Genomic DNA, 19,850 nt, shown 5'->3' on the forward strand with positions numbered 1-19,850 from the left:
GCGAACTACTGTATGTACTTTTACAGTAGTTCGTAATATACACGGGAAGGTGATTTACGAACTTGCAACCAATGGAGGCTATAGAAAGAGGAACAGGAAAACATCGTGTACATGTAGTTTGGGGGACAATTCTTTCAACCCTTTTCATGGGTATGGGTCAAATTTATAATCGTCAATATGTAAAGGGAATCGGCTTTTTTCTACTTGAGATTTATTTCATCCTAATAATGAGTCACCCCATCATGAAAGGCATTATAGGCGTGATAACGCTTGGAGATCAGCCGCAGGTTAGAAGCAGAGGGCGTATTGTTACAATCGGGGATCATTCCATCTTTCTTCTCATTACCGGGATCATTTGTATCATTACACTTGCTCTGTTCTTATTCGTGTACTATTTGAATATTCGGGACGCGCATGCAGTTGGTAAACGGCGAGAGGCTGGCTTGCACGTCAATTCTTTCAAAGAGATGGTTCAGAACATCAGGGAAAAAGGGTTTCCATACATGTTGCTGATTCCTTCCATTGTTTTCACGGCATTTTTAACAATATTGCCATTACTGTTCGGAGTTCTGATCGCGTTTACGAATTATTCCGGTCCCGATCATCTTCCTCCCAAAAACCTTGTGAGCTGGACTGGGCTGGATACCTTTAAAGATCTGATTACGTTGAAATCATGGAGCCAAACCTTTTATGGTGTATTTGCATGGACGATTGTATGGGCGGTCATTTCAACCGTGACAACGTTCGGTGTTGGATTGCTATATGCTCTAATGATTAACTATCGGAAAGTAAGATTCAAAAAACTTTGGCGGGGCATTCTGATTCTTCCGTGGGCAATTCCAACGTTCATCTCGTTGCTTATTTTCCGTAATATCTTCAACGGAGCATTCGGTCCATTGAACCAATATCTTAAGATGTTGTCTATCAGCCCAATTCCTTGGCTTTCCGACCCCATGTGGACGAAGACGGCAATTATCATTACTAATATATGGATTGGTTTTCCGTTCTGGCTCATTCTCATGTCGGGCGTGTTGACGGGAATTGACAAGGAACTCTATGAAGCTGCGGAAATAGATGGAGCATCTACGCTAAACAAGTTTAAGTCAATTACGTTGCCGCTTGTCATGTTTTCAACGCTGCCTCTGCTCATCATGTCTTTCGCTGGAAATATTAATAATTTCAATATCATTTACCTGCTTAATATGGGTGGTCCGGTAGACAGCAAGTACAGCTATGCAGGCTCAACTGACATTTTGATCAGTTGGATCTACAAATTGACCTTAGACAATAGCAAGTTTAATGTAGCTTCAGCTGTTTCTATTATTGTTTTCATAATAATTGCAGCACTCTCAATTTGGAATTTCCGAAGAACGAAAGTCTTTAAGGAAGAGGATATGCTGTCATGATGACGAGAAAAACGTCGCTTATGGAAGTCGTAACACTGTCGGCCATTTACATTGTTTTATCCATTACCGTCATACTGGTTGTTTACCCTGTCGCTTGGATTATATCTGGTTCCTTGAATCCCGGTGATAGCTTATATGCTAGCACGTTCATTCCAAAGCGGATTACATTGGAGCACTTTAGACACCTGTTTACGGAAACGCCGTATTGGCTCTGGTTCAAGAACACATTGATGATTGCCTTCTTCAATATGATTTTGTCTACGGTGCTGATTGTGACAGCCGCCTACGCATTTTCGAGGTTTCGGTTTCCCGGCCGCCGTTACGGCTTAATGACGATGCTTGTGCTTCAAATATTTCCTAGTTTTATGGGCATGATCGCCATCTACATTCTGCTGCTGCAGATCAATTTATTGGACAATCTGTGGGGATTGATTCTCGTGTATGCCGGCGGCTCTATTCCGTTCAACGCCTGGCTGGTAAAAGGGTATTTTGACGGCTTGCCCCGCAGTTTGGAGGAAGCAGCCAAGATAGACGGAGCATCAAACACGAAAGTGTTTACTAAAATCATGCTGCCGATGTCGGTGCCGATTCTCGTATTCGTTGCGGTCAGTAATTTCATTGGTCCTTGGATGGATTTTATATTTGCAAGACTTGTCATACGCTCGCCCGAGAACAAGACACTCGCAATTGGTCTGTTTGAATTGATTAGCGATCGCTCGAATACTGAGTTTACTACATTTGCTGCCGGCGCCGTGCTAGTTGCCGTTCCCATCACCATCATTTTCTTGCTTCTTCAGAAGTACATGGTGGAAGGCTTAAAGGCAGGAGCTAATAAAGGGTAAATAATAACTTAGCAAAGGAAGTTGTATACGATGAAGGCTATGATTACAGGAAATAACGGAGCTGTGGCGCCGTATGTGAACAGAGAATTGAAGTCTAGAAATATTGATGTCACGGTCTGGAACCGTGAGTTAGTAGACATCGATAACGAAGAAGAGGTATATCGGTTCATTGAAGAAACGAAACCGGATATTTTCTTCCACATTGCAACCGGTCCTATTGAATGGTTGGAGTATATTGCAAAATCAACAAAGAAACTCGGAATAAAACTTGTGTTCACAAGCACGGTTTCGGTGTACTCGGAGGACAAAACGGGGCCATATACGCCTGAGAGCATTCCTGACGCGGAAAATAGCTACGGCGTTTATAAGATTCAATGCGAGAAACTGCTGAAGGAGTTATATCCTGAAGCTTATATTCTTCGGCTAGGCTGGCAAATCGGTTCCGAAACAGGATCCAACAATATGTTTGATTTCCTATGCAGGGGCCATCGGGACAATGGATGCATCGAGGCTAGCTCGCAATGGTATCCTTCCTGCAGCTTTCTAGAGGACACCGCGGCAGCGATCGTGGACATCGCCCTGAATTACCAAAGCAGCACGTACCTGCTGAACTCGAATCGCAAATACTCGTTCTATGACATTGTTCTCTATTTGAAACGACTGCACCAGCAGGACTGGAAGGTTGTCGAGACGAATGCTTTGGTCCGAGATGACCGGATGTATGATGACCGTATTAATATGAAGCCGTTTGATTTCTCTTAGAAAGTGCTCTGCAAGATAGCGGAAAGGCGTAAAAATGCTGAAATGCCATTCGCGCGAATGGTATTTCAGCATTTTGTGCATGTTGTTAGTTTCTTCATTACAATAAGTTGCACTGGAAGGTTCTGGGGCGGAGGACACGAAAGACGAGGAGCTTGCTATGGCGGCTCCTTCTCGTTTGTTGAAGTAACGGGCAGTTTAGTTTAATTTCCAATCGAAGTGGAAGATCCAATTGGTTGTTTAATACCATTTTTAAGCAGCCATGTAGATAGCCGCTGGAACACTACCTGTTCCCTGTTTACCATTTTGTATTTCTTCTTATCGCTTACAACAAAGCCCTTTTCGTTGATATCTAAATCATAATTGTGTAGTTTACCGTCATGGTCTCGATAGAAAATAATCATCATAAACGATTTACCATCATTTCTTATGTTTTTGCTACCAAACGATCTCGTATATGAAACAGATTCTAATATATTTGTCATTTGGTGAAGCTCTGTTTGATTTTTGTTGTTGAATTCGATCAAGTAGAAATTCAGTTCACCTTCATCGAGGTAACTAAAATAGACTTTTTCTATTTGAGTAGAATAAGGAATGACGCTTTTAGCCGATACGCGAACAGAATAATACGCAATCGTTACAGAAATGGCTAAGAGAACTTCCTAATTGATCCCATTTCCACTCGAAGCTATAAAGAATTTGTTTGCTTAAAGCAGGCAATTAACTAACTGAATACAGAATATTATAGTAACAATTTCTTAAGCTAACGGAGACCGATAGTCGAGGAGAGATATTTCGGAGTTTAATGGAATAACAAGAATCAGGTGTTTTTGAAACTGTAGCTGGAACCTCCAATGCATGTAAACGGAACAGCAATAATAACTAATGTAAGGGTGGTGGGTTTCGAATAATGGCGAAGGTTAATAGTATTGAATTAAAAGATAGCTCTTTAACTTGTAAAACCAGCATTATGAATTTGCAATCATGGGTGGATCGATTAAACCATTTTTCATATACATTTATGCCTGGTAATGTTTATGCAATAGTTAGTGAACCGGGTGAAGGGGGATGGGCTTTATCTTATCTTTTATCAGGAAAAGCAACGGGTTATTCTGGTGATATTTATATAAATGGAGAGCTAATAAAACCCGATGTACTAACTTCATACGGGTGGTATGTTGGAGAAGGGTTACCCAGAAAAAAGAACTTTCTAGGATTACTATCTGGAAAGGAGCTAACAATTCAGGAGCAGCTTGAAAGTGCTTCAACAAGTAAGTTTACGGTGAATGATATGATTGAAAAGTTCGATCTTGCTCCCACTAGACTGGAGAGAAAAATGAAGTATATCAGTAACGAGCGCTGGAATGCTTCGACTGCCATTGGTTTACTCCAAGACCAGTCTATATTTTGTTTCCCCTGGCTGGAAGATTCCGTGAAGGAAATTATTAAAGGGAGATTAAAGTTTTGTTCTGAGTTCTTGAAACAACATGATTGCATAACACTGATACCAGTTCGGAGCAAATCTATTGTTGAAGATTTTGCTGACGAATTACTATCAATGTAATCTCGATCTATTGAGCCCTACATTGTTATCGATGAAGATTAAATTTGCATTACACTAACAGGAAACGTTAGTTCAATACGATTTTAAACAACTTTATTTCTTATCCGGCCCGCCACTTAGGCCGGTTTTATTGCTTTTATCGCGGATGTTTTAAACAACTTTATTATAAGACAACAAAAGTGATTCGCTACACCGAGCCAACGTCAGAAATGCTGGATAAGCAGGCACAAAGGTACAAAGAATATTTGAATTTCTTCTAAAATAATACACCGGGATTTAATTTCGGGTGTCACATTCTGGGGAGTTACTGACAAGACAAGTTGGTTGAACTATCCCTCGTAAAAGGAAGAATAAACTGGCCGTTGTTGTTTAACGAAGTGGGAGAACCGAAAAAGGCGTTTTGGACAGTCATATTCTCCATCGAAAAGCCCCGTTGAAGCCGATATTGTCGGACAGGGTTCAAACCCCTCAACTCCCCAAATCTCTTACCCAATATATGGAACTCTTTCAAGGGTACTTAAAAATTTCGCTTCAAACATGATATGAAGAACCGTATCATAAATATTTTCAAGTTTTCTTATTGCAAAATTGAAGCCGACTACAAACAGCAGTCGGCTCTAACTTATTTTTTCTTGCGAATTAACGTATCACCTGCTTATTGGGCAAGGGAATTCTATTGTGTGCTTTCCAAGAACAGGTGTTTAAACAAAATTCTCTAGAACAACCTTGCCAATCGTCCTGTTGCTCTCCAATAGCTTGTGGGCTTGGCGAAGATGCTCTGCTGAGATCGGTCCAAGTACTTCGGCGAGCGTTGTCTTCAATTTTTGATGATCCACAGCATCAGCTATCAGATTGAGCAGCAAGTGTTGCTCGATCATATCATCCGTTTCATAAAGCGAGCGCGTAAACATAAACTCCCACACGAAGGTGGCGCTTTTTTGCTTAAGCAATTTGAGGTTGAGCGGAGAGGTAGGATCATCAATTGCGCAAACGACTCCTTGGGGAGAAACGGCTTCGCTGATGCCGGCCCAGTGTTTTTCCAAAGCATTCAGGCAGAAAATATACGGAACGCTTGAAAACCCAATTGCTTCAAGCTGCGGAAGGAGCGGGTCATGGTGATTAATGGTATAGTCGGCGCCCATTGATTTAACCCAATCGACGGTTTCCGGCCGGGAAGCAGTCCCGATTACAATGAGCCCCGCTTGTTTTGCAAGCTGGATGGCAATGGACCCTACACCCCCAGCTGCCCCGATGATCAGCAGGGATTTTTCTTCGTTGGCGCCCGAATCTTGAGAAATCGACATTCGGGTAAATAATGCTTCCCAAGCTGTGATAGAGGTTAAAGGAAGAGCTGCCGCTTCCGCGAAATTCAAGGAAGTTGGCTTGCGCCCTACAATCCGTTCATCAACCAGATGGTATTCACTGTTTCCGCCTTGTCGTGCAATGCTGCCCGCATAAAAAACTTCATCCCCCGGACGGAACAACGAGCAGTCCAGTCCCGCCTCTTCAACAATTCCTGCAACATCCCAACCTAAAATTTTAGGAACTTCTTCAACTCTGTCTTTAGGCGCACGTACCTTAGTGTCAACCGGATTGACCGATATGGCGATAACTTTGACCAAAATGTCACGACCCGTCGCACTTGGTTTCTCCACAACTACATCTACTAAGCTTTCTGGATTTTCAATTGGAAGGTATCGGGTTAGTCCTACCGCCTTCATTGTAGCTATAATAAACCACATCCTTTCCTTACTAGTATACCCTTTGTAAGATAATGATTAAAATACTGTTAGCCGTTACAAACAGCGCGGGGAACCATACGGAGAAGAGGGAATATCACATACTTATTTCTAACCATTTAATATGGTAGTAATTACTTGCGCTAACGGATAACGATAGCATCATGACGAACAGGTAGCCAGAATGCCGGCAACCTGTTCAACTATCTGGCAGGATAATGGAGAATATCTATGGAAATATGATGGTGAATTAACAGAATCTAATTTAAGAAAATATGGATGTGAGAGGTACCTTGTTCGATCTTGAGGTAAGCGAACATGCGAAAGCATCGTTCTTTGCTTGAGGATTATTCCCTATTGGCAAGCTTGCCCGCGGGGGCGTTCAACAGAAGGAAAAATCCGTACATACATAAACCAAGATATATCGATAATCCCTGGAATAAAGAATAGCCGATGCTCCTCCGCTCATCGTGCCGCATGTACTACAAGAGAGAACATGGAGAGATGTGCTACAGTTGTCGAAACTGACGGAAAAGCAGCGGGTTTGAAATTCGGAAATCCATCAAACAAGTCTAACCTGCGGGAACTTTCATGTGAAGGCTTTCTTAAATAATGTCGAGCGGAACCTTTCTTGTCGGTTTGGGGAACGCCTCATCCAACATCCCCAAGTCTTCCTCGGTAAGCTTAATCCGTTCTGCCTCCGCATTCTCTTCGACATGAGCTGCTGTCGACGCCTTAGGAATGGCAATCACGTCACCGCTTCTAATGCACCAAGCCAAGAGAATCTGAAGCGGCTTCACGCCATGTCGATCGGCAATCTCCTTAACCGCTGGATGCTCAACCAACCCTCTTCGTAAAGTGCCCGCTTGGGCGAGCGGACTGTAGGCCATCATCGGGATTTTTCGCTCTCGCAACCAAGGAAGCAGGTCGTATTCTACGCCGCGGGAACCGAGATGATACAGCACCTGATCGACCATGCAATGCGTCCCTCGTGCCGCGTCGAACAGTTCTTTCATATCGTCCGTGTCCAGGTTCGAGACGCCCCATCGCAAAATTTTCCCTTCTTCGACCAACTGCTCCATCGCTTCTACCGTTTCGCTTAGAGGAATGCTTCCTCTCCAGTGAAGAAGATAAAGGTCAAGGCGGTCCGTCTTTAACCGCTTCAAGCTTTGTTCGCAGCTGCCGGCGATGCGATTCAGTCCCGCGTTGTGCGGGTACACTTTAGATACCAGAAACACTTGATCTCGTATCCCTTCGATCGCTTCTCCAACCAAGGACTCGGATCTGCCGTCGCCATACATTTCAGCCGAATCGATCAGGTTCAATCCAAGCTCCACACCGCGTCTTAACGTGCGAAGCTCTTCATTTTTCTTGGACGGCTCATCCCCCATATACCACGTACCTTGACCGATTCTGGGCAAAGACGTCCCATCAGGAAGGGTTACCACGCGCCCACCCCCTTATTTTTTTACAATATTTTTCCCGCAGCGCCACGTCCTATTCACTCTGGCATATCACGCAGGGTCATATACCTGAGGTGCTTAACGGGCACATTAGTTCAAAAAACAGCAGCAGTCTAGGACTTTATGTTCATGTCCATGACTGCTGCTGTTCCATTTCTAGGGGCAGTCAAATACTTTATTTTCTCAGAACAGAACACTTATTCGCACGAGATCTGTAGATGTAATAAAGACCGCTCGCAACAGGCGTCCACACCACTTTGAACGTGATATTCATATCTAAAGCTTTGGGAAATTCACTTTACATGTAGGCCACCAAATCAAAGTGAACGAGCAGCATTTCTACGGTCCATACCACAGTCTGACATGCAAGAAAGCACAACATAAATTCATGAGCTGTTGCTCTTGAAACAAGAAAATAGATGGTGGTTATACACACAAACCAGACTAGCAGCAATAAATTTCGTTCGATGTCCAGACCGTAGCTTGTATAAGGAAGAAGGTTCCTTTGTATAGTGTACTTCTTTTTATTTATACTTTCGTGGGCAGTGATACTTGGCAAAAACACAACATCGTTTACTAGCTGTCCGTCAAAGATACGAACTTGCGGGGTTCCCGTAATATAATTTTATTATCCAGGCAATTGAACCACATTCAGTCATATAAATAGGTGATAGCAGTTCGAACCTGTTGAGGAGGATTTTATACAAGTGATGTTACCGAGTGAAAAGTATTTCGGTAAGTTTGAGGCCGTTTTTTTATTTTACGGAGCCATGCCTACAGGCGTAGCTGTTTCTGAAACCGGGCGTATTTTCATTTGCTTTCCGAAATGGGGAGACGACGTTAAATTTACGGTGGCTGAAATCGTTCACGATACATTACAGCCTTATCCTAGTTTAGACGCTAATGTGGTAAGCCCATCGAATATCACAACGTCCCTCATTAGTGTCCAAAGTGTCGTTGCTGATGGAAATGGTACGCTTTGGATATTGGATACGGGAGCTCCTAATTTCTCAGAACCCATCAAAGGGGGGGCGAAGTTGGTCGCTGTAGATTTAAATTCAAATACTATAAGAAGGGTATATACATTTACGGAAGATGTTGTCCTGCCAACCACTTATCTGAATGATGTCCGAGTTGACTTCCGTGTTGGTAAAGCAGGTTATGCTTATATAACGGATTCGTCTTCCCGAGGACCAGGAGCCATTATTGTCGTTGATTTAGAAACCGGTTATGCCTGGAGACGGTTAAACGGAGCAAATTCAACTTCGCCCGATCTCTATCTCTTACCGAAAGTTGAAGGTAAAGTTCTGATGAATCGAAACAAAGACGGATCTACTTCACCTTTTAGATTGGCATCCGATGGCATAGCGATTTCCCCGGATGGCAAGATGTTGTATTTTTGTCCTCTCTCCAGTCGTCATCTGTACTCTATTTCAACGGAAGCCCTAAGAGATCGAACGATACCGGATATGAATTTACATTATCACGTGAAGTATTGGGGAGAAAAAGGTGCTTCAGATGGAATGATCACCGATGCAAAAGGAAACGTTTACGCTGGAGACTATGAAAACAATAGTATTCGAAAGATATTGTCGGATGGAATTATGGAAACCATCGCACATGATCCGAGAATTTTATGGCCGGATACTTTTTCTATTGGTCCAGATCAATACTTGTATTTCATCGTCAATCAATTACATCGGCAGTCAAGATTTCATTATGGAAATGACCTGCGGCAGAAGCCTTACAGTTTACTCCGTATGAAAATAGACGAACCACCTGCTTCTACCTTTTAGTAAATATCTCGCTTTCAAAGTTGACTCTATTTGCATAGAAAATGTATTTTTTGACTTTAGGGTTATTAAGAATTTGGAGGCTGCCGCTCGGCAGCCTGTTCTTCGGGGAGCGTTAGCTGAAGAGTGGAGCTAAATATAGAAACACCTCCCGAGCGGTTCATAATAAATGTCCAAGGAAGCAGCTTAGAAATCGTCGTTGGTGAAAGCTACAAGAGATGCTGGAGGGGAAACGCTGTTTTTCATCCGGGTCCCTAAACACCACGAGGAATACTTAATCCGCTGATAAAGAAATCAAAAGTATTAGAATACTGAATTAACGGGCACGATAGTTCAGCGACGCCATACCGGCAACCAGTCACACGATCCGAAAGAGCCCAACTTTGCTATATAGCAAGGTTGGGCTCTTTTGTTGTTTTAAACCACACGATAATCTGTGCTTTTGCTACCGATAAACAACTCTATTTTTCAATATGAACTTATTATTGATACTAATTTAATTACTTTATTTTCACGATTTCTGAAGACAGCTTTTTCTTTTTAAGGTTTTTTATGGGTGAAGTGGGGAGAGTATGGAAAGTCTGGAGAATGTTTGGGGAATAGTATTTCATTATGAACAGTAATGGAGCGTAGAGGAATGAAAGTATTATCCATGATTCAACCGTGGGCGACTCTGCTTGTCCAAGACGAGACTCTCTATGAAACAAGATCCTGGAAGACCCGGTATCGCGGTCCGTTGGCCATTCATGCAAGCCAGAAAGTCGATAAGCAGGCCTGCAAATATGAACCCATCCGTTCTTTACTCGCCAAGAATGGCTATACGGAACAAAACCTCCCTACGGGGGTTATCCTTGCAACTTGCGAGCTTACGAATTGTTATCAAGTCATCGAAGCTAATCATACGTCAGCCATTCTGGATTGCGGGAAGGTCGTGACGGGGGATGACTTCCTGTTAGGCGATTACAGTCCAGGTTATTTTGCGTGGGAAATAACGGGTTTCCGTCTGCTGAAGCCCTATATTCCAGTGAAGGGAAAACTGGGACTATGGGAATATCCGATAGGCGAAGAGTTAATGATTTGACCTATGTAAACAATCAATTAATGGAGGTTCTGACTTGACCACTCACTTACTCTGCAGTCTCCTTAAGGTAAGCCAGCAGGGCTACTACGACTGGCTAAAGCGTCGTCGTAAAAGCAACCGCGTCATCGATAGCGAAATTCTTATCGACGATATCCGCCGCAAAATTTTCACCGAGTTCATCGACACCGACGACTACGTGACGACCATTACCCGGAAGCAAAAAAGCAAGTGTCATTTAGTTGCCGCTTGCTTTTTTTCATGTCTCTCACTCTCACCGATTCCTTACATTTGCTTCGTCTTAAACAGTTTATTTATCGATCCGCCATTATTAATAATTTGAAGCGCAGTTGCGAGAAGCTCAGCCATTGGAAGTACAACGAACTTATCCGAATAGTTTGGATCAATTGCGATGGTATCCGTAATAACGACCTTTTTAATGTAGGGATGCGACAGCTTCTCGAGCGCATTATCCGAGAACAACCCATGTGTTGCGCAAATATAGGCGTCATTCGCTCCTCTTTTATGCAGCGCCTCAACAACATTCACAATCGTACCACCTGTATCGATTAAATCCTCTATAATAATCGGAGTCATGCCTTCGACTTCACCGATAATATGAGTGATCTTCGTCTTATTGTGAGCAGGGCGGTTCTTAATCATAATGGCAAACGGACAGTCCATATAGTTGGCGAGCTTCTCAGCGGTTGTTGCCCGACCAGCGTCAGGTGAAACAACTACCGGATTCTTAATGTTCATTGACTTCAAATAGTCCGTGATGAGATCCAAAGCGGTAATATGATCAACAGGGATATCGAAAAAGCCTTGAATCGGATCGGCATGAAGATCAACCGTAATTATGCGGTCAGCGCCTACAGTTGTCAGCACATCGGCTACGAGCTTCGCAGAAATTGGTTCGCGCGGGGCAGCTTTCCGTTCCTGACGAGCATAGCCGTAATACGGCATAACGATATTAATCGTTTTGGCTGAAGCCCGTTTTGCAGCATCAATCATAATCATGAGTTCGACTAAATGCTCATTTACGGGATGAGATAAGGATTGAACGATATAGACATGAGCAGAGCGAATCGATTCGATATAACGTAAGCTGATTTCTCCGCTTTGCAGCCTGGAAATCTCAATATCTCCAAGCGGAACATTAAGCTGCCGGCATAGCTCTTCCGCGAGCGGGCGGTTCGATGAACCGGAAAATATTTTTACATTTTGCATCCGCTTGACCCCTCCTATAAGAATTGATGTGCAATTCCTGCAGATTGTTAGAAAGTCCTCCGAACTCCTCGGCTCTTTAGTTAGTCCCATTATATCCTTTACCTTTATAAATTCAAAATTACCCGTACCCGCAAATTAAGAACAGTCTTGAGAAGTCTGTGTAGACTTTACTTCCAACAGAACCTTGTATTATATGTGTCAGGTCTGCACGAATTGGTAGAAGAAGCCGGATGCGAAAAACAGGCTAGCTGCGCAGGTTATTACGTGAGCGAGAAGCCCCAAAAACCAGTCAATAAATTTGTTGTGAATGATTTGTTTGGGGAATTAATACAGCGAAATGTTGAAGTGCGAATAATTAATAATTTATGGCAATTATGTGAGAGGGTCAAAAAAACATGTTTCAATTGGTCCATGTGTAGAATGGGTTTTGCTGAACAAAGAGTCAACTAAATTCTTCTCCACTATCGGAGAACTATAGCTCAATACAAACCATGATCGACAGCTGAAATTAATCAGCTGTCTTTTTCATATTAACAGCCGTACTTGATATTGGGACCAGATAATACATTTATTTTTTAAAAGGACTGTAACAAACGTCCTTTCCAGATCGTGGTAATATTGTATGAAGCAATGTATGAGGAGGAGTGAAGGACATGAGCAATGAACGTGACGATGAGGAATGGGATCGTAACCTAATCATGCGCTTAAAAGCAGATAAACTAGAGCAAGATTCTCCGATTTACTTACCGGAAGATGTACAAACACGCATTTTGAAAAAAGGAAAACGGAGGAGCAGACTATTTGTTTTTCTTATATCGTTATTAACGATATTTTTGGTTGGGCTCATTCTTACAGGGTATATGTATTCTAACTCACTTTTCGTTACCCGGTGGTTCGAGCCTAATACCCAGTCGGCATTACGGATAACGGCTGATGTTATTCAGTTCAACAAACCGGGTATTACGGTTTCATCCTCTACCGGAAAAAACAGTTATTTTTCATGGACCTTTATGTTCAGGTTGAATGAACAAGTTGGACGTGAGCAACGTACAGTTGGCACTTTTCAAGACAACTTTGTTTTTTCAAAGCTCACTGGAAAATTTAATTGGAACAATGGTCAACACAGTACACCTTTTAACTTCAATTATCCCGTAGGGAATGACACTAAAGGGTCCAAAACATCCCTAAATCCGAATGGTTGGAAAACGCTTCAGAAATTGCCTGAAGGAACAGTCGCCCAACTTGCAATTTCATTAGATCATCCAATGACTCATGATGAATATTTTGATCTCATCAAGAAATATGATGTGATGACAGTGTGGTTGGCAATCGATACTGGCATAGAAAAAGAATTGTCGATACAACACCAACGCCTTGGAAATGGAACTGTGTTCGGCTATGCGCCGAATGCTTTAAGCTATGGAGAAAACGGTGGTGGGAATTTCACAATTGAAGTGAACGGGGAAGGTCAGCGTAGAGCCAATGCCTATATGAACGAGATACAATACTTAATTGAACATCCCAAATGGACGAATATATTACTCTCTACCCTTCACCTCGATACTCACGTGACCCTCCAACAGAGATATGCTTATCTACAAAAGAACGGGGTTAAGATTTATGGCGCTGTACTTACTGGTCCAACGAAGGAACTTCTGAAGCTGAAAGAAGAGAATAAAGTGAATTCACCATTCGTAGGAGCCGTAGATTGGTGGAACTGGGATCAGCAAGATGCAATCGGAACTGAATTCAGTTATTAGTGCTCATCGAATTGAACTAACGGGGAACGATAGTTACAGTTAGTGATAGGGAAGAGTTGGCATGGTCTTTTGAATTGTTCGTTTAATACGAAGGACAACTACGGTACGAGTTAGGCAGACACAAAAAAAACCGCCTTCGCGGCTTTTCTATTTGAGTAATGAATACGTAACACGCTTACATGCTGCTGACGTCGACGCCTGTTTGCCCGTTGTAGCCATGAGAATGCGGGTTGCGGCCATCGACCGTCGTAAAGCCTTCAAACTGATGGTAGTGTCCTCCGCTAGGAAGGGGGACCGCTGGACCTGTAGTTCCTTGTATCGTATGGGTGTGGCCTTGGCTCACAAACGTGACCGTATTATAGCTGTGAACATGAGGGACACCGGTAGGGGAGGGAGCGGTCCAATTCACGTATTGGTGCGAGTGTCCGTCGTTCACAGTGGTCATCCCGGACAACGAATGAATATGAACTTGACGAGGGCTGCCGTCCCATGAAGTGATAAAGAGCTTGTGGGCGTGGAGAGAATCATCTTCACCGGATTCTAAAATGAAACCGCTAATCGGAATTTTCATGGATGATCTCCTTTCATGAAGTTTGATTTCTCGGGATAGTGTATGGTCTTTTCCTTGAGGAGTGAAACGGCATTCGCCTAGTGCTTGAAGGGCCAGCTAAAAGCCATTAGAAATAGTAGAACTATCTAAATAATAAGCTACAACGTATTACCAAAGCAGCTCTGCTAGCGGGAGCTGCTTTTTGCGATGACGAATTGGTTTCCATCATAAGGTTTAGATTATACGAATACATATGTTTAAAGTAGTGCATGTCCGAACACTATCGAAATACGCGAGGGGATGAACTAGGAAATGAAACAAGCGGATCCAGGTATTGCGATTCTGGGAATAGGCACAGCCGTGCCGGATTTCCGTCTCGATCAAGCTGATACGTCACAAAGATTAGCTCAGGCATTGAGTGAGGTTCCCGACTCTGCACGCTGGGTAAAAAGAATATTCAAGCATTGCGGGGTGGAAGCCCGCTACACCTGTGAACCAAACCTGCTGGAATCCGCTGAAGATTGCCGCTACTTCTCACAAGAATCAAATCGAAGTATTCCCTCAACCGCCGAGCGAATGCAAACGTATAAGCGAGAATCCGTACCATTAGGACTGCGCGCTGCGAGAAAAGCGCTAGAAGATGGGAAGGTGGATTTGTCTGACATCACTCATCTGATCACGGTAAGCTGCACAGGGCAGTTTCTCCCAGGTCTGGATGCCGCTTTGGTCCAACAGTTAGGGCTATCGACCACTGTCAATCGGATTCCGCTAAACTTTCTAGGCTGCGCTGCTGGATTGAAGGCCGTTTGCCTATCACGGCAGATCGTATCAGGAAATCCCTCCGCCAAAGTATTGATTGTTTGCGTTGAGTTATGCACACTCCACATTCAGCCATCCAGTGAACGAGAGGCTTTATTCGGCGCTTCTTTTTTCGGCGACGGCGCTTCAGCATGCATTGTAGGTTCCACTAGACCTAACTGTAACGGTATTTATCAATTAGGAAACGAACATTCCATTTTATTGCCTGACTGTGCGGAAGAGATGGTGTGGGAGGTTGGCAATTATGGCTTTGATCTTTATCTCTCGACGAACATCCCTAAATTGATAAGCAGATTTATACCGGAACAAGTCGAGCATCTGATCAACGGCGGGCAATTACCGGATCTGTGGGCAATCCATCCCGGTGGCAAGGGTATCATAGACACGATGGGAGAGCTGTATGGATTAACGGAAGAACAAGCCCAGCCTAGCCGCAACGTATTACGCAAATATGGAAACATGTCCTCTGCCACCATCTTATTCGTTCTTAATGAAATGCGGCAGGAGCTTGAAAGCCGTGATTCTGGGCCATTAAACGGCATATCCATTGCATTCGGACCAGGCCTTACCTGCGAGATGATTCAAATCACTTACCTCCCAGCCTTTACTATTCAAGATCAGTTTCTGAATGAAGCGCATGTTTAGAAGGTTCAGGCATCGAGCTATTGAACAAGAGTTGATGGATGACTTTTCTTCAGGGGGATCAGAGCTTAGGGAAGCCTTGCATCATCTTCGAATCCTTAACCGGATCTTCGGTGCGGCTTCGCCTACGCTCTACGGAGTACAGCGAATATGGACGGAAGCGGGAAAACCGAATCGTTTTTCAATCTTGGATATTGGCTCAGGGTCCGGAGATGTGAACAAGCACATCTTGCGATGGGCGGATGAGAACCGGATCGATCTAAAAATCACGCTGGTAGATATTACAGAAGAAGCTTGTGAAGAGGCTAGGCTGTTTTATCTGAAGGAACCGCGGATACATGTGATGCGAAATGATGTGTTTGAGCTTCCGGAAGGTTGCGCCGATGTGATCACAGGAACACAGTTTATTCATCATTTTGCTTCAGATGAGATGCCCGAGATTGTGAAAAGCATGCTTAAGGCGTCCAGATTAGGTGTTGTGATCAATGACATCCACCGACATTGGCTTCCGTGGATCGCTGTTTGGCTAACGGCGCGAATCGTCTCCAATAACCGATATATCGTTAACGACGGACCTCTATCCGTGGCTAAAGGTTTTCGTTCGGAGGATTGGAAGAATCTTAGGAGTGCTTTGAACATATCTAAGATGTTCTTTGCCTGGAGACCATTGTTTCGATATGTGGTCGTCATCTGGAAAAGCTAGGTCTAATTCGGATCCTTGGAGATGAATATGATGCATCACATCCGGGATGTAGCGGTTCTTGGTGCAGGAATCGCTGGCAGCAGTTTGGCTAAGTCTTTAGCGGATCGGGGCTTCGAAACCGTTCTGATTGATCGTGCTCATTTTCCACGACATAAGGTTTGTGGAGAATTTCTTTCCCCTGAATCCCAGAGCATGTTGAATGCGTTAGGCTTGCAAGGAGTTTTAGAATCACTGCAGCCTAGCCTGATTAATAGGACACGTCTGATCATCAGCTCTGGGAATGCCATTGATATTCCTTTACCCAGTGCTGCTTTTGGGGTGAGCCGATTTCTACTTGATTCCACTCTGCATCGCGCGGCGTTAGGCTCTGGTGTCCATGTACATACCGCAACGACGGTGACAAATGTTTTTCCCAGTGACAAAGGATACTTAATTCAGGCGAAACAAGGAGAAGAAAGACAAACCTATCAAGTTCGAGCCGTTATTGCTGCATGGGGTGCTAATTGTCGTTCGGGTCTCCCGGGTCATCGGCCTAATGGCAGCGCATCGAATACATATATAGGCGTGAAATCCCACTTTAGCGGGATAGAAATGGAGCCCGTTGTAGAGCTCTATTTTTTTGAAGGCGGATATTTAGGTATTTCCCCTATTGAAGGCGGGCTGTTCAATGTTGCGGCACTGCTGAAACGGCAGGCGTTCCATAGCACGGAAAAATCGATCTTAGGCTTAATTGATGCCGCTTGTCACCGGAACGCTAGGCTTTACCAAAAGTTGAGAAATGCGGTTCCGGTCCAAGGAACGCAAGCAGCCGTTGCCCCCGTTCATCTGAATCGAAAGCCGCTACCATGGGATATAGTCCCGCACGTAGGGGACGCGGCTGTAATGATTCCACCGCTTTGTGGAGATGGGATGTCCATGGCACTGCGTTCGGCCTTATTGTGCGCGCCTCTTGCAGAGCAATATCTCCGAGGAGTGATTTCGCTCTCAAGGTGGCAACAGGAGTATTCGCAGTCCATAGAAAGGGAATTCAAGGGCCCCATGCAATGGGGTCGTCGTCTTCAATGGCTGTTCGGTCTACCGGTCCTGCCCCGAATTCTATTAAACGCAGCACAACTTACACCGGGATTGGCATTTGGATTAGTTAAAAAGACTAGGTTAAAAGAAAGCCATTCATAGGTAGTAAAAAGGAGCACAAAGGAGTAAGGTTATGGGGTTTCAAAAGCTTGCCGCAATCTCCTATCGATATCCGAAAATGATTATTTTGATTTGGACCTTGTTCTTGATCTTCTTTGGCTATTATGCCCCGAAGTTGTCTACGGTTTTAAGGGATCATGGCTTAATGCCAAATGGGAATTATGTTAAGGTAGAGCATATTTTGTCTTCCGAATTTCACATCCCCAAGGATCCAGTTATTCTTTTGTTTGAAAAAAAAGAAAACATACCCTCCGAACAATTCCAACGTTTCATACAGCAAACCTTGTTTGTGTTGCGGGGAGTTGACGGTCTTAGCGAAATCGTATCGCCGCAGGGAAACGAGGGAATGCTCAAAGGGAATTACGCCTATGCACTGCTTGCCTTTAAATATAACACCTATGAAATGAAATCGGTGCTAGACGAGATTAACAGACGCTTACCGAATAATCGTTATATCTCGGTGAAAATGACAGGGAAATCCGTGGTTCAAAATGATGTAAATCGGGCAAGCCGGAATGATTTGAACCACGCAGAGCGTATAGGAATTCCAGTTGCCTTCATTATCCTTTGGCTGGCTTTTGGAGGAATCCTTCCAGCCATGATTCCCATTGTAATCGGAATGATCGGAGTTTCCGGCAGCATGGGAATCATGTATATGATAGGAACGCAAATCGAGTTGTCTAACTTTGTGCTCAATGTCATTCCCATGGTGGGGCTCGCTCTTAGTATTGATTTTGCTTTGCTGTTTGTAAGCAGGTTTCGAGAGGAGCTAAAGAAAGATTCGACAGAAATAGCATTGATTACGACCATGCATACAGCTGGGAGAGCTGTCTTGTTCTCAGCGGTATGTATCTGTTTAGGCTTAATTGGGATATTGTTTATACCGCTTCCGATGTTTTCTACGATTGCAATAGGAGCGATGACGGTACTCACGGTTTCGGTATTGTTAACTTTATCATTAGTTCCGGCTCTTTTAGCTGTTTTGTGGCCGGTCATTCAAGCAGGTGGCAATCCGCTGCATGCTAGAGGAAGAAATACGTGGTATAACTTATCACTCTTTGTGATTAAAAGACCTGTCCGAATGACGCTATTGGCTTCACTTGTATTAATTAGTGTATTCCTGCCTTTAAACAAAATGAAGGTAACGATTCCGGATGCAACGTCCTTGCCGCAGTACTATGATTCCCGTCTGGCATTCGAAGCTTACCTCTCCAATTTCCTTTCACCTAAGAGCTCAAACGTGTATATCGTAGCTCAAGGTAAAAAGGATAACTTGACGAAAGCTGACTGGCAGGACGCCTATACGCTTGTACAAAAATTGAAGATTGATCCCTATGTACAGAGCGTGGATTCCGTTTTCGCGAAAAATAAGCGGATAACTCAACAATTTATCTATGACAATAGTATGCTCATCCAAGTTACATTAAAGGGGGAGCCAAACTCTGAACAAGTCAGGAGTTGGATCAGACTTAAGGAGCAAGAGGGGGAGTCAACTGATCTACATTTCATGTTAGGAGGAGAAGCAAAGTACCAAACAAGAAGTTTTTGATGCCATATTTCAAAACATCAAGTTTGTGCTCTTGTTTATATTAATTTCCAATTATATCGTCTTGTTTCTTGCTTTTCGATCTATTCTCATCCCTTTAAAAACGATTATGATGAATCTCCTAAGTTTGGGAGCGTCGTTTGGCATTCTGGTATGGATGTTTGTGGAAGGACATTTTGGAATGGAACCGAGCAGCATCGCGATTATGATCCCGGTATTTATATTCGGATTAGCTTTTGGTATCAGTATGGATTATGGGGTGTTCCTAGTATCGCGAATCTATGAAGTATATCAACAAACACAAGATAATAGTCATGCGGTACTGGTAGGGCTAGCTTCGCTCAGCAGGATCATCAACTCAGCTGCCGCTATTATGATTGCGGTTACAGTGCCGTTTGCATTTGGGGAAGTGATTGGGGTTAAGCAATTGGGGATTGGTATTGCAGCAGCGGTTTTTATTGATGCTACTATTATAAGGATGATTTTGGTTCCATCTTTAATGAAATTGTTTGACAAATGGAACTGGTGGGTGCCAAGGTGGCTGAAATGAATCGGACACAAGATTTCAATTTATGTCTTAGTTCCTATCCGTTAAACTAACAAAAAAGGACCACTGCTTTGAACTGCACCCCACTTGTTAGACTCATCTAACAAGTGGGGTGTTTTTTTGAGTAAGTTTACTGAAGATGAGAAGTATCAAGCCGTGAAGGCTTATTTAAATGGCGCAGAGTCTTACAGAGAGATAGGCGCACGCATCGGTGT

Annotated in this window: 18 protein-coding genes; 13 read left to right on the plus strand and 5 right to left on the minus strand. The window is 43.6% G+C overall.

Annotated features, from left to right (window positions below; all coding sequences use genetic code 11):
* Positions 1-71: 71 nt before the first annotated feature.
* The 4 genes from AC6ESO_RS25710 (at position 72) to AC6ESO_RS25725 (ending at position 4,571) form a co-directional block, all read left to right on the plus strand.
* A complete protein-coding gene (locus AC6ESO_RS25710) occupies positions 72-1,406 on the plus strand; it encodes a carbohydrate ABC transporter permease (RefSeq protein WP_497093898.1) in 1,335 nt (444 codons plus the stop codon).
* On the plus strand, positions 1,406-2,248 hold the full coding sequence (locus AC6ESO_RS25715; RefSeq protein WP_091220364.1) for a sugar ABC transporter permease: 843 nt from the start codon (positions 1,406-1,408) through the stop codon (positions 2,246-2,248). The genes AC6ESO_RS25710 and AC6ESO_RS25715 overlap by 1 nt, the downstream gene beginning before the upstream one ends.
* Positions 2,249-2,278: 30 nt before the next feature.
* Positions 2,279-3,010, plus strand: a complete 732-nt coding sequence (locus AC6ESO_RS25720) for a sugar nucleotide-binding protein (RefSeq protein WP_497093878.1) — start codon at positions 2,279-2,281, stop codon at positions 3,008-3,010.
* 907 nt (positions 3,011-3,917) lie between these two features.
* Positions 3,918-4,571, plus strand: a complete 654-nt coding sequence (locus tag AC6ESO_RS25725) for a P-loop NTPase family protein (protein ID WP_497093879.1) — start codon at positions 3,918-3,920, stop codon at positions 4,569-4,571.
* A gap of 701 nt (positions 4,572-5,272) precedes the next feature.
* On the opposite strand, the gene AC6ESO_RS25730 is transcribed toward AC6ESO_RS25725, so the two are convergent.
* Together AC6ESO_RS25730 and AC6ESO_RS25735 are read right to left on the minus strand one after the other, a co-directional pair.
* Positions 5,273-6,292, minus strand: a complete 1,020-nt coding sequence (locus tag AC6ESO_RS25730) for a zinc-binding alcohol dehydrogenase family protein (RefSeq protein ID WP_497093899.1) — start codon at positions 6,290-6,292, stop codon at positions 5,273-5,275.
* A 623-nt stretch (positions 6,293-6,915) separates the two neighbouring features.
* Entirely contained in the window at positions 6,916-7,758 is an 843-nt protein-coding gene (locus AC6ESO_RS25735) for an aldo/keto reductase (RefSeq protein WP_497093880.1), read from the minus strand.
* A 716-nt stretch (positions 7,759-8,474) separates the two neighbouring features.
* Between AC6ESO_RS25735 and AC6ESO_RS25740 the strand changes: the two genes are divergently transcribed.
* Positions 8,475-9,569 carry an L-dopachrome tautomerase-related protein gene (locus AC6ESO_RS25740; RefSeq protein WP_497093900.1) on the plus strand — a complete coding sequence of 365 codons (1,095 nt, stop codon included), beginning with the start codon at positions 8,475-8,477 and terminating at the stop codon, positions 9,567-9,569.
* A gap of 634 nt (positions 9,570-10,203) precedes the next feature.
* Positions 10,204-10,647: an ASCH domain-containing protein gene (locus tag AC6ESO_RS25745; protein ID WP_497093881.1), complete on the plus strand. Its 444-nt coding sequence runs from the start codon at positions 10,204-10,206 to the stop codon at positions 10,645-10,647.
* 94 nt (positions 10,648-10,741) lie between these two features.
* Here AC6ESO_RS25745 and AC6ESO_RS25750 read toward each other — a convergent pair whose 3' ends face one another.
* Positions 10,742-10,882 carry a hypothetical protein gene (locus AC6ESO_RS25750; protein ID WP_497093882.1) on the minus strand — a complete coding sequence of 47 codons (141 nt, stop codon included), beginning with the start codon at positions 10,880-10,882 and terminating at the stop codon, positions 10,742-10,744.
* 47 nt (positions 10,883-10,929) lie between these two features.
* Positions 10,930-11,874 (minus strand): ribose-phosphate diphosphokinase, encoded by a 945-nt coding sequence (locus AC6ESO_RS25755; protein ID WP_497093883.1) that lies wholly within the window; start codon positions 11,872-11,874, stop codon positions 10,930-10,932.
* 195 nt (positions 11,875-12,069) lie between these two features.
* Here AC6ESO_RS25755 and AC6ESO_RS25760 point away from each other — a divergent pair, with 195 nt between their 5' ends.
* Positions 12,070-12,324, plus strand: coding sequence for a DUF6886 family protein (locus AC6ESO_RS25760; RefSeq protein WP_497093884.1), 255 nt, complete (start codon positions 12,070-12,072; stop codon positions 12,322-12,324).
* Positions 12,325-12,527: 203 nt separating this feature from the next.
* Positions 12,528-13,634, plus strand: a complete 1,107-nt coding sequence (locus tag AC6ESO_RS25765; protein ID WP_497093885.1) for an anti-sigma factor — start codon at positions 12,528-12,530, stop codon at positions 13,632-13,634.
* A gap of 175 nt (positions 13,635-13,809) precedes the next feature.
* Here the strand turns inward: AC6ESO_RS25765 and AC6ESO_RS25770 are convergent, their stop codons facing one another.
* Positions 13,810-14,205, minus strand: coding sequence for a YmaF family protein (locus AC6ESO_RS25770; RefSeq protein ID WP_497093886.1), 396 nt, complete (start codon positions 14,203-14,205; stop codon positions 13,810-13,812).
* Between the two features lie 291 nt (positions 14,206-14,496).
* Between AC6ESO_RS25770 and AC6ESO_RS25775 the strand changes: the two genes are divergently transcribed.
* Genes AC6ESO_RS25775 through AC6ESO_RS25795 form a run of 5 tightly spaced genes read left to right on the plus strand, consistent with a single transcriptional unit; the run spans position 14,497 to position 19,638 of the window.
* On the plus strand, positions 14,497-15,648 hold the full coding sequence (locus AC6ESO_RS25775; protein ID WP_497093887.1) for a type III polyketide synthase: 1,152 nt from the start codon (positions 14,497-14,499) through the stop codon (positions 15,646-15,648).
* Positions 15,641-16,348: a methyltransferase domain-containing protein gene (locus AC6ESO_RS25780; RefSeq protein WP_497093901.1), complete on the plus strand. Its 708-nt coding sequence runs from the start codon at positions 15,641-15,643 to the stop codon at positions 16,346-16,348. The genes AC6ESO_RS25775 and AC6ESO_RS25780 overlap by 8 nt, the downstream gene beginning before the upstream one ends.
* 27 nt (positions 16,349-16,375) lie before the next feature.
* Positions 16,376-17,524, plus strand: a complete 1,149-nt coding sequence (locus AC6ESO_RS25785; protein ID WP_497093888.1) for an NAD(P)/FAD-dependent oxidoreductase — start codon at positions 16,376-16,378, stop codon at positions 17,522-17,524.
* 31 nt (positions 17,525-17,555) lie between these two features.
* Positions 17,556-19,091 carry an MMPL family transporter gene (locus tag AC6ESO_RS25790; RefSeq protein ID WP_497093889.1) on the plus strand — a complete coding sequence of 512 codons (1,536 nt, stop codon included), beginning with the start codon at positions 17,556-17,558 and terminating at the stop codon, positions 19,089-19,091.
* A 25-nt stretch (positions 19,092-19,116) separates the two neighbouring features.
* Positions 19,117-19,638: an MMPL family transporter gene (locus AC6ESO_RS25795; RefSeq protein ID WP_497093890.1), complete on the plus strand. Its 522-nt coding sequence runs from the start codon at positions 19,117-19,119 to the stop codon at positions 19,636-19,638.
* Positions 19,639-19,850 lie beyond the last annotated feature (212 nt).

The organism is Paenibacillus rhizoryzae (genome assembly GCF_059686995.1).

What these genes read in the sequence shown, in the direction of transcription:
- AC6ESO_RS25715 (WP_091220364.1), top strand. Translation starts at nt 1,406, where the DNA reads ATGACGAGAAAAACGTCGCTTATGGAAGTCGTAACACTGTCGGCCATT.
- AC6ESO_RS25720 (WP_497093878.1), top strand. Translation starts at nt 2,279, where the DNA reads ATGAAGGCTATGATTACAGGAAATAACGGAGCTGTGGCGCCGTATGTG.
- AC6ESO_RS25780 (WP_497093901.1), top strand. Translation starts at nt 15,641, where the DNA reads ATGTTTAGAAGGTTCAGGCATCGAGCTATTGAACAAGAGTTGATGGAT.
- AC6ESO_RS25745 (WP_497093881.1), top strand. Translation starts at nt 10,204, where the DNA reads ATGAAAGTATTATCCATGATTCAACCGTGGGCGACTCTGCTTGTCCAA.
- AC6ESO_RS25790 (WP_497093889.1), top strand. Translation starts at nt 17,556, where the DNA reads ATGGGGTTTCAAAAGCTTGCCGCAATCTCCTATCGATATCCGAAAATG.
- AC6ESO_RS25730 (WP_497093899.1), bottom strand. Translation starts at nt 6,292, where the DNA reads ATGAAGGCGGTAGGACTAACCCGATACCTTCCAATTGAAAATCCAGAA.
- AC6ESO_RS25765 (WP_497093885.1), top strand. Translation starts at nt 12,528, where the DNA reads ATGAGCAATGAACGTGACGATGAGGAATGGGATCGTAACCTAATCATG.
- AC6ESO_RS25770 (WP_497093886.1), bottom strand. Translation starts at nt 14,205, where the DNA reads ATGAAAATTCCGATTAGCGGTTTCATTTTAGAATCCGGTGAAGATGAT.
- AC6ESO_RS25775 (WP_497093887.1), top strand. Translation starts at nt 14,497, where the DNA reads ATGAAACAAGCGGATCCAGGTATTGCGATTCTGGGAATAGGCACAGCC.
- AC6ESO_RS25750 (WP_497093882.1), bottom strand. Translation starts at nt 10,882, where the DNA reads ATGACACTTGCTTTTTTGCTTCCGGGTAATGGTCGTCACGTAGTCGTC.
- AC6ESO_RS25710 (WP_497093898.1), top strand. Translation starts at nt 72, where the DNA reads ATGGAGGCTATAGAAAGAGGAACAGGAAAACATCGTGTACATGTAGTT.
- AC6ESO_RS25785 (WP_497093888.1), top strand. Translation starts at nt 16,376, where the DNA reads ATGATGCATCACATCCGGGATGTAGCGGTTCTTGGTGCAGGAATCGCT.
- AC6ESO_RS25755 (WP_497093883.1), bottom strand. Translation starts at nt 11,874, where the DNA reads ATGCAAAATGTAAAAATATTTTCCGGTTCATCGAACCGCCCGCTCGCG.
- AC6ESO_RS25725 (WP_497093879.1), top strand. Translation starts at nt 3,918, where the DNA reads ATGGCGAAGGTTAATAGTATTGAATTAAAAGATAGCTCTTTAACTTGT.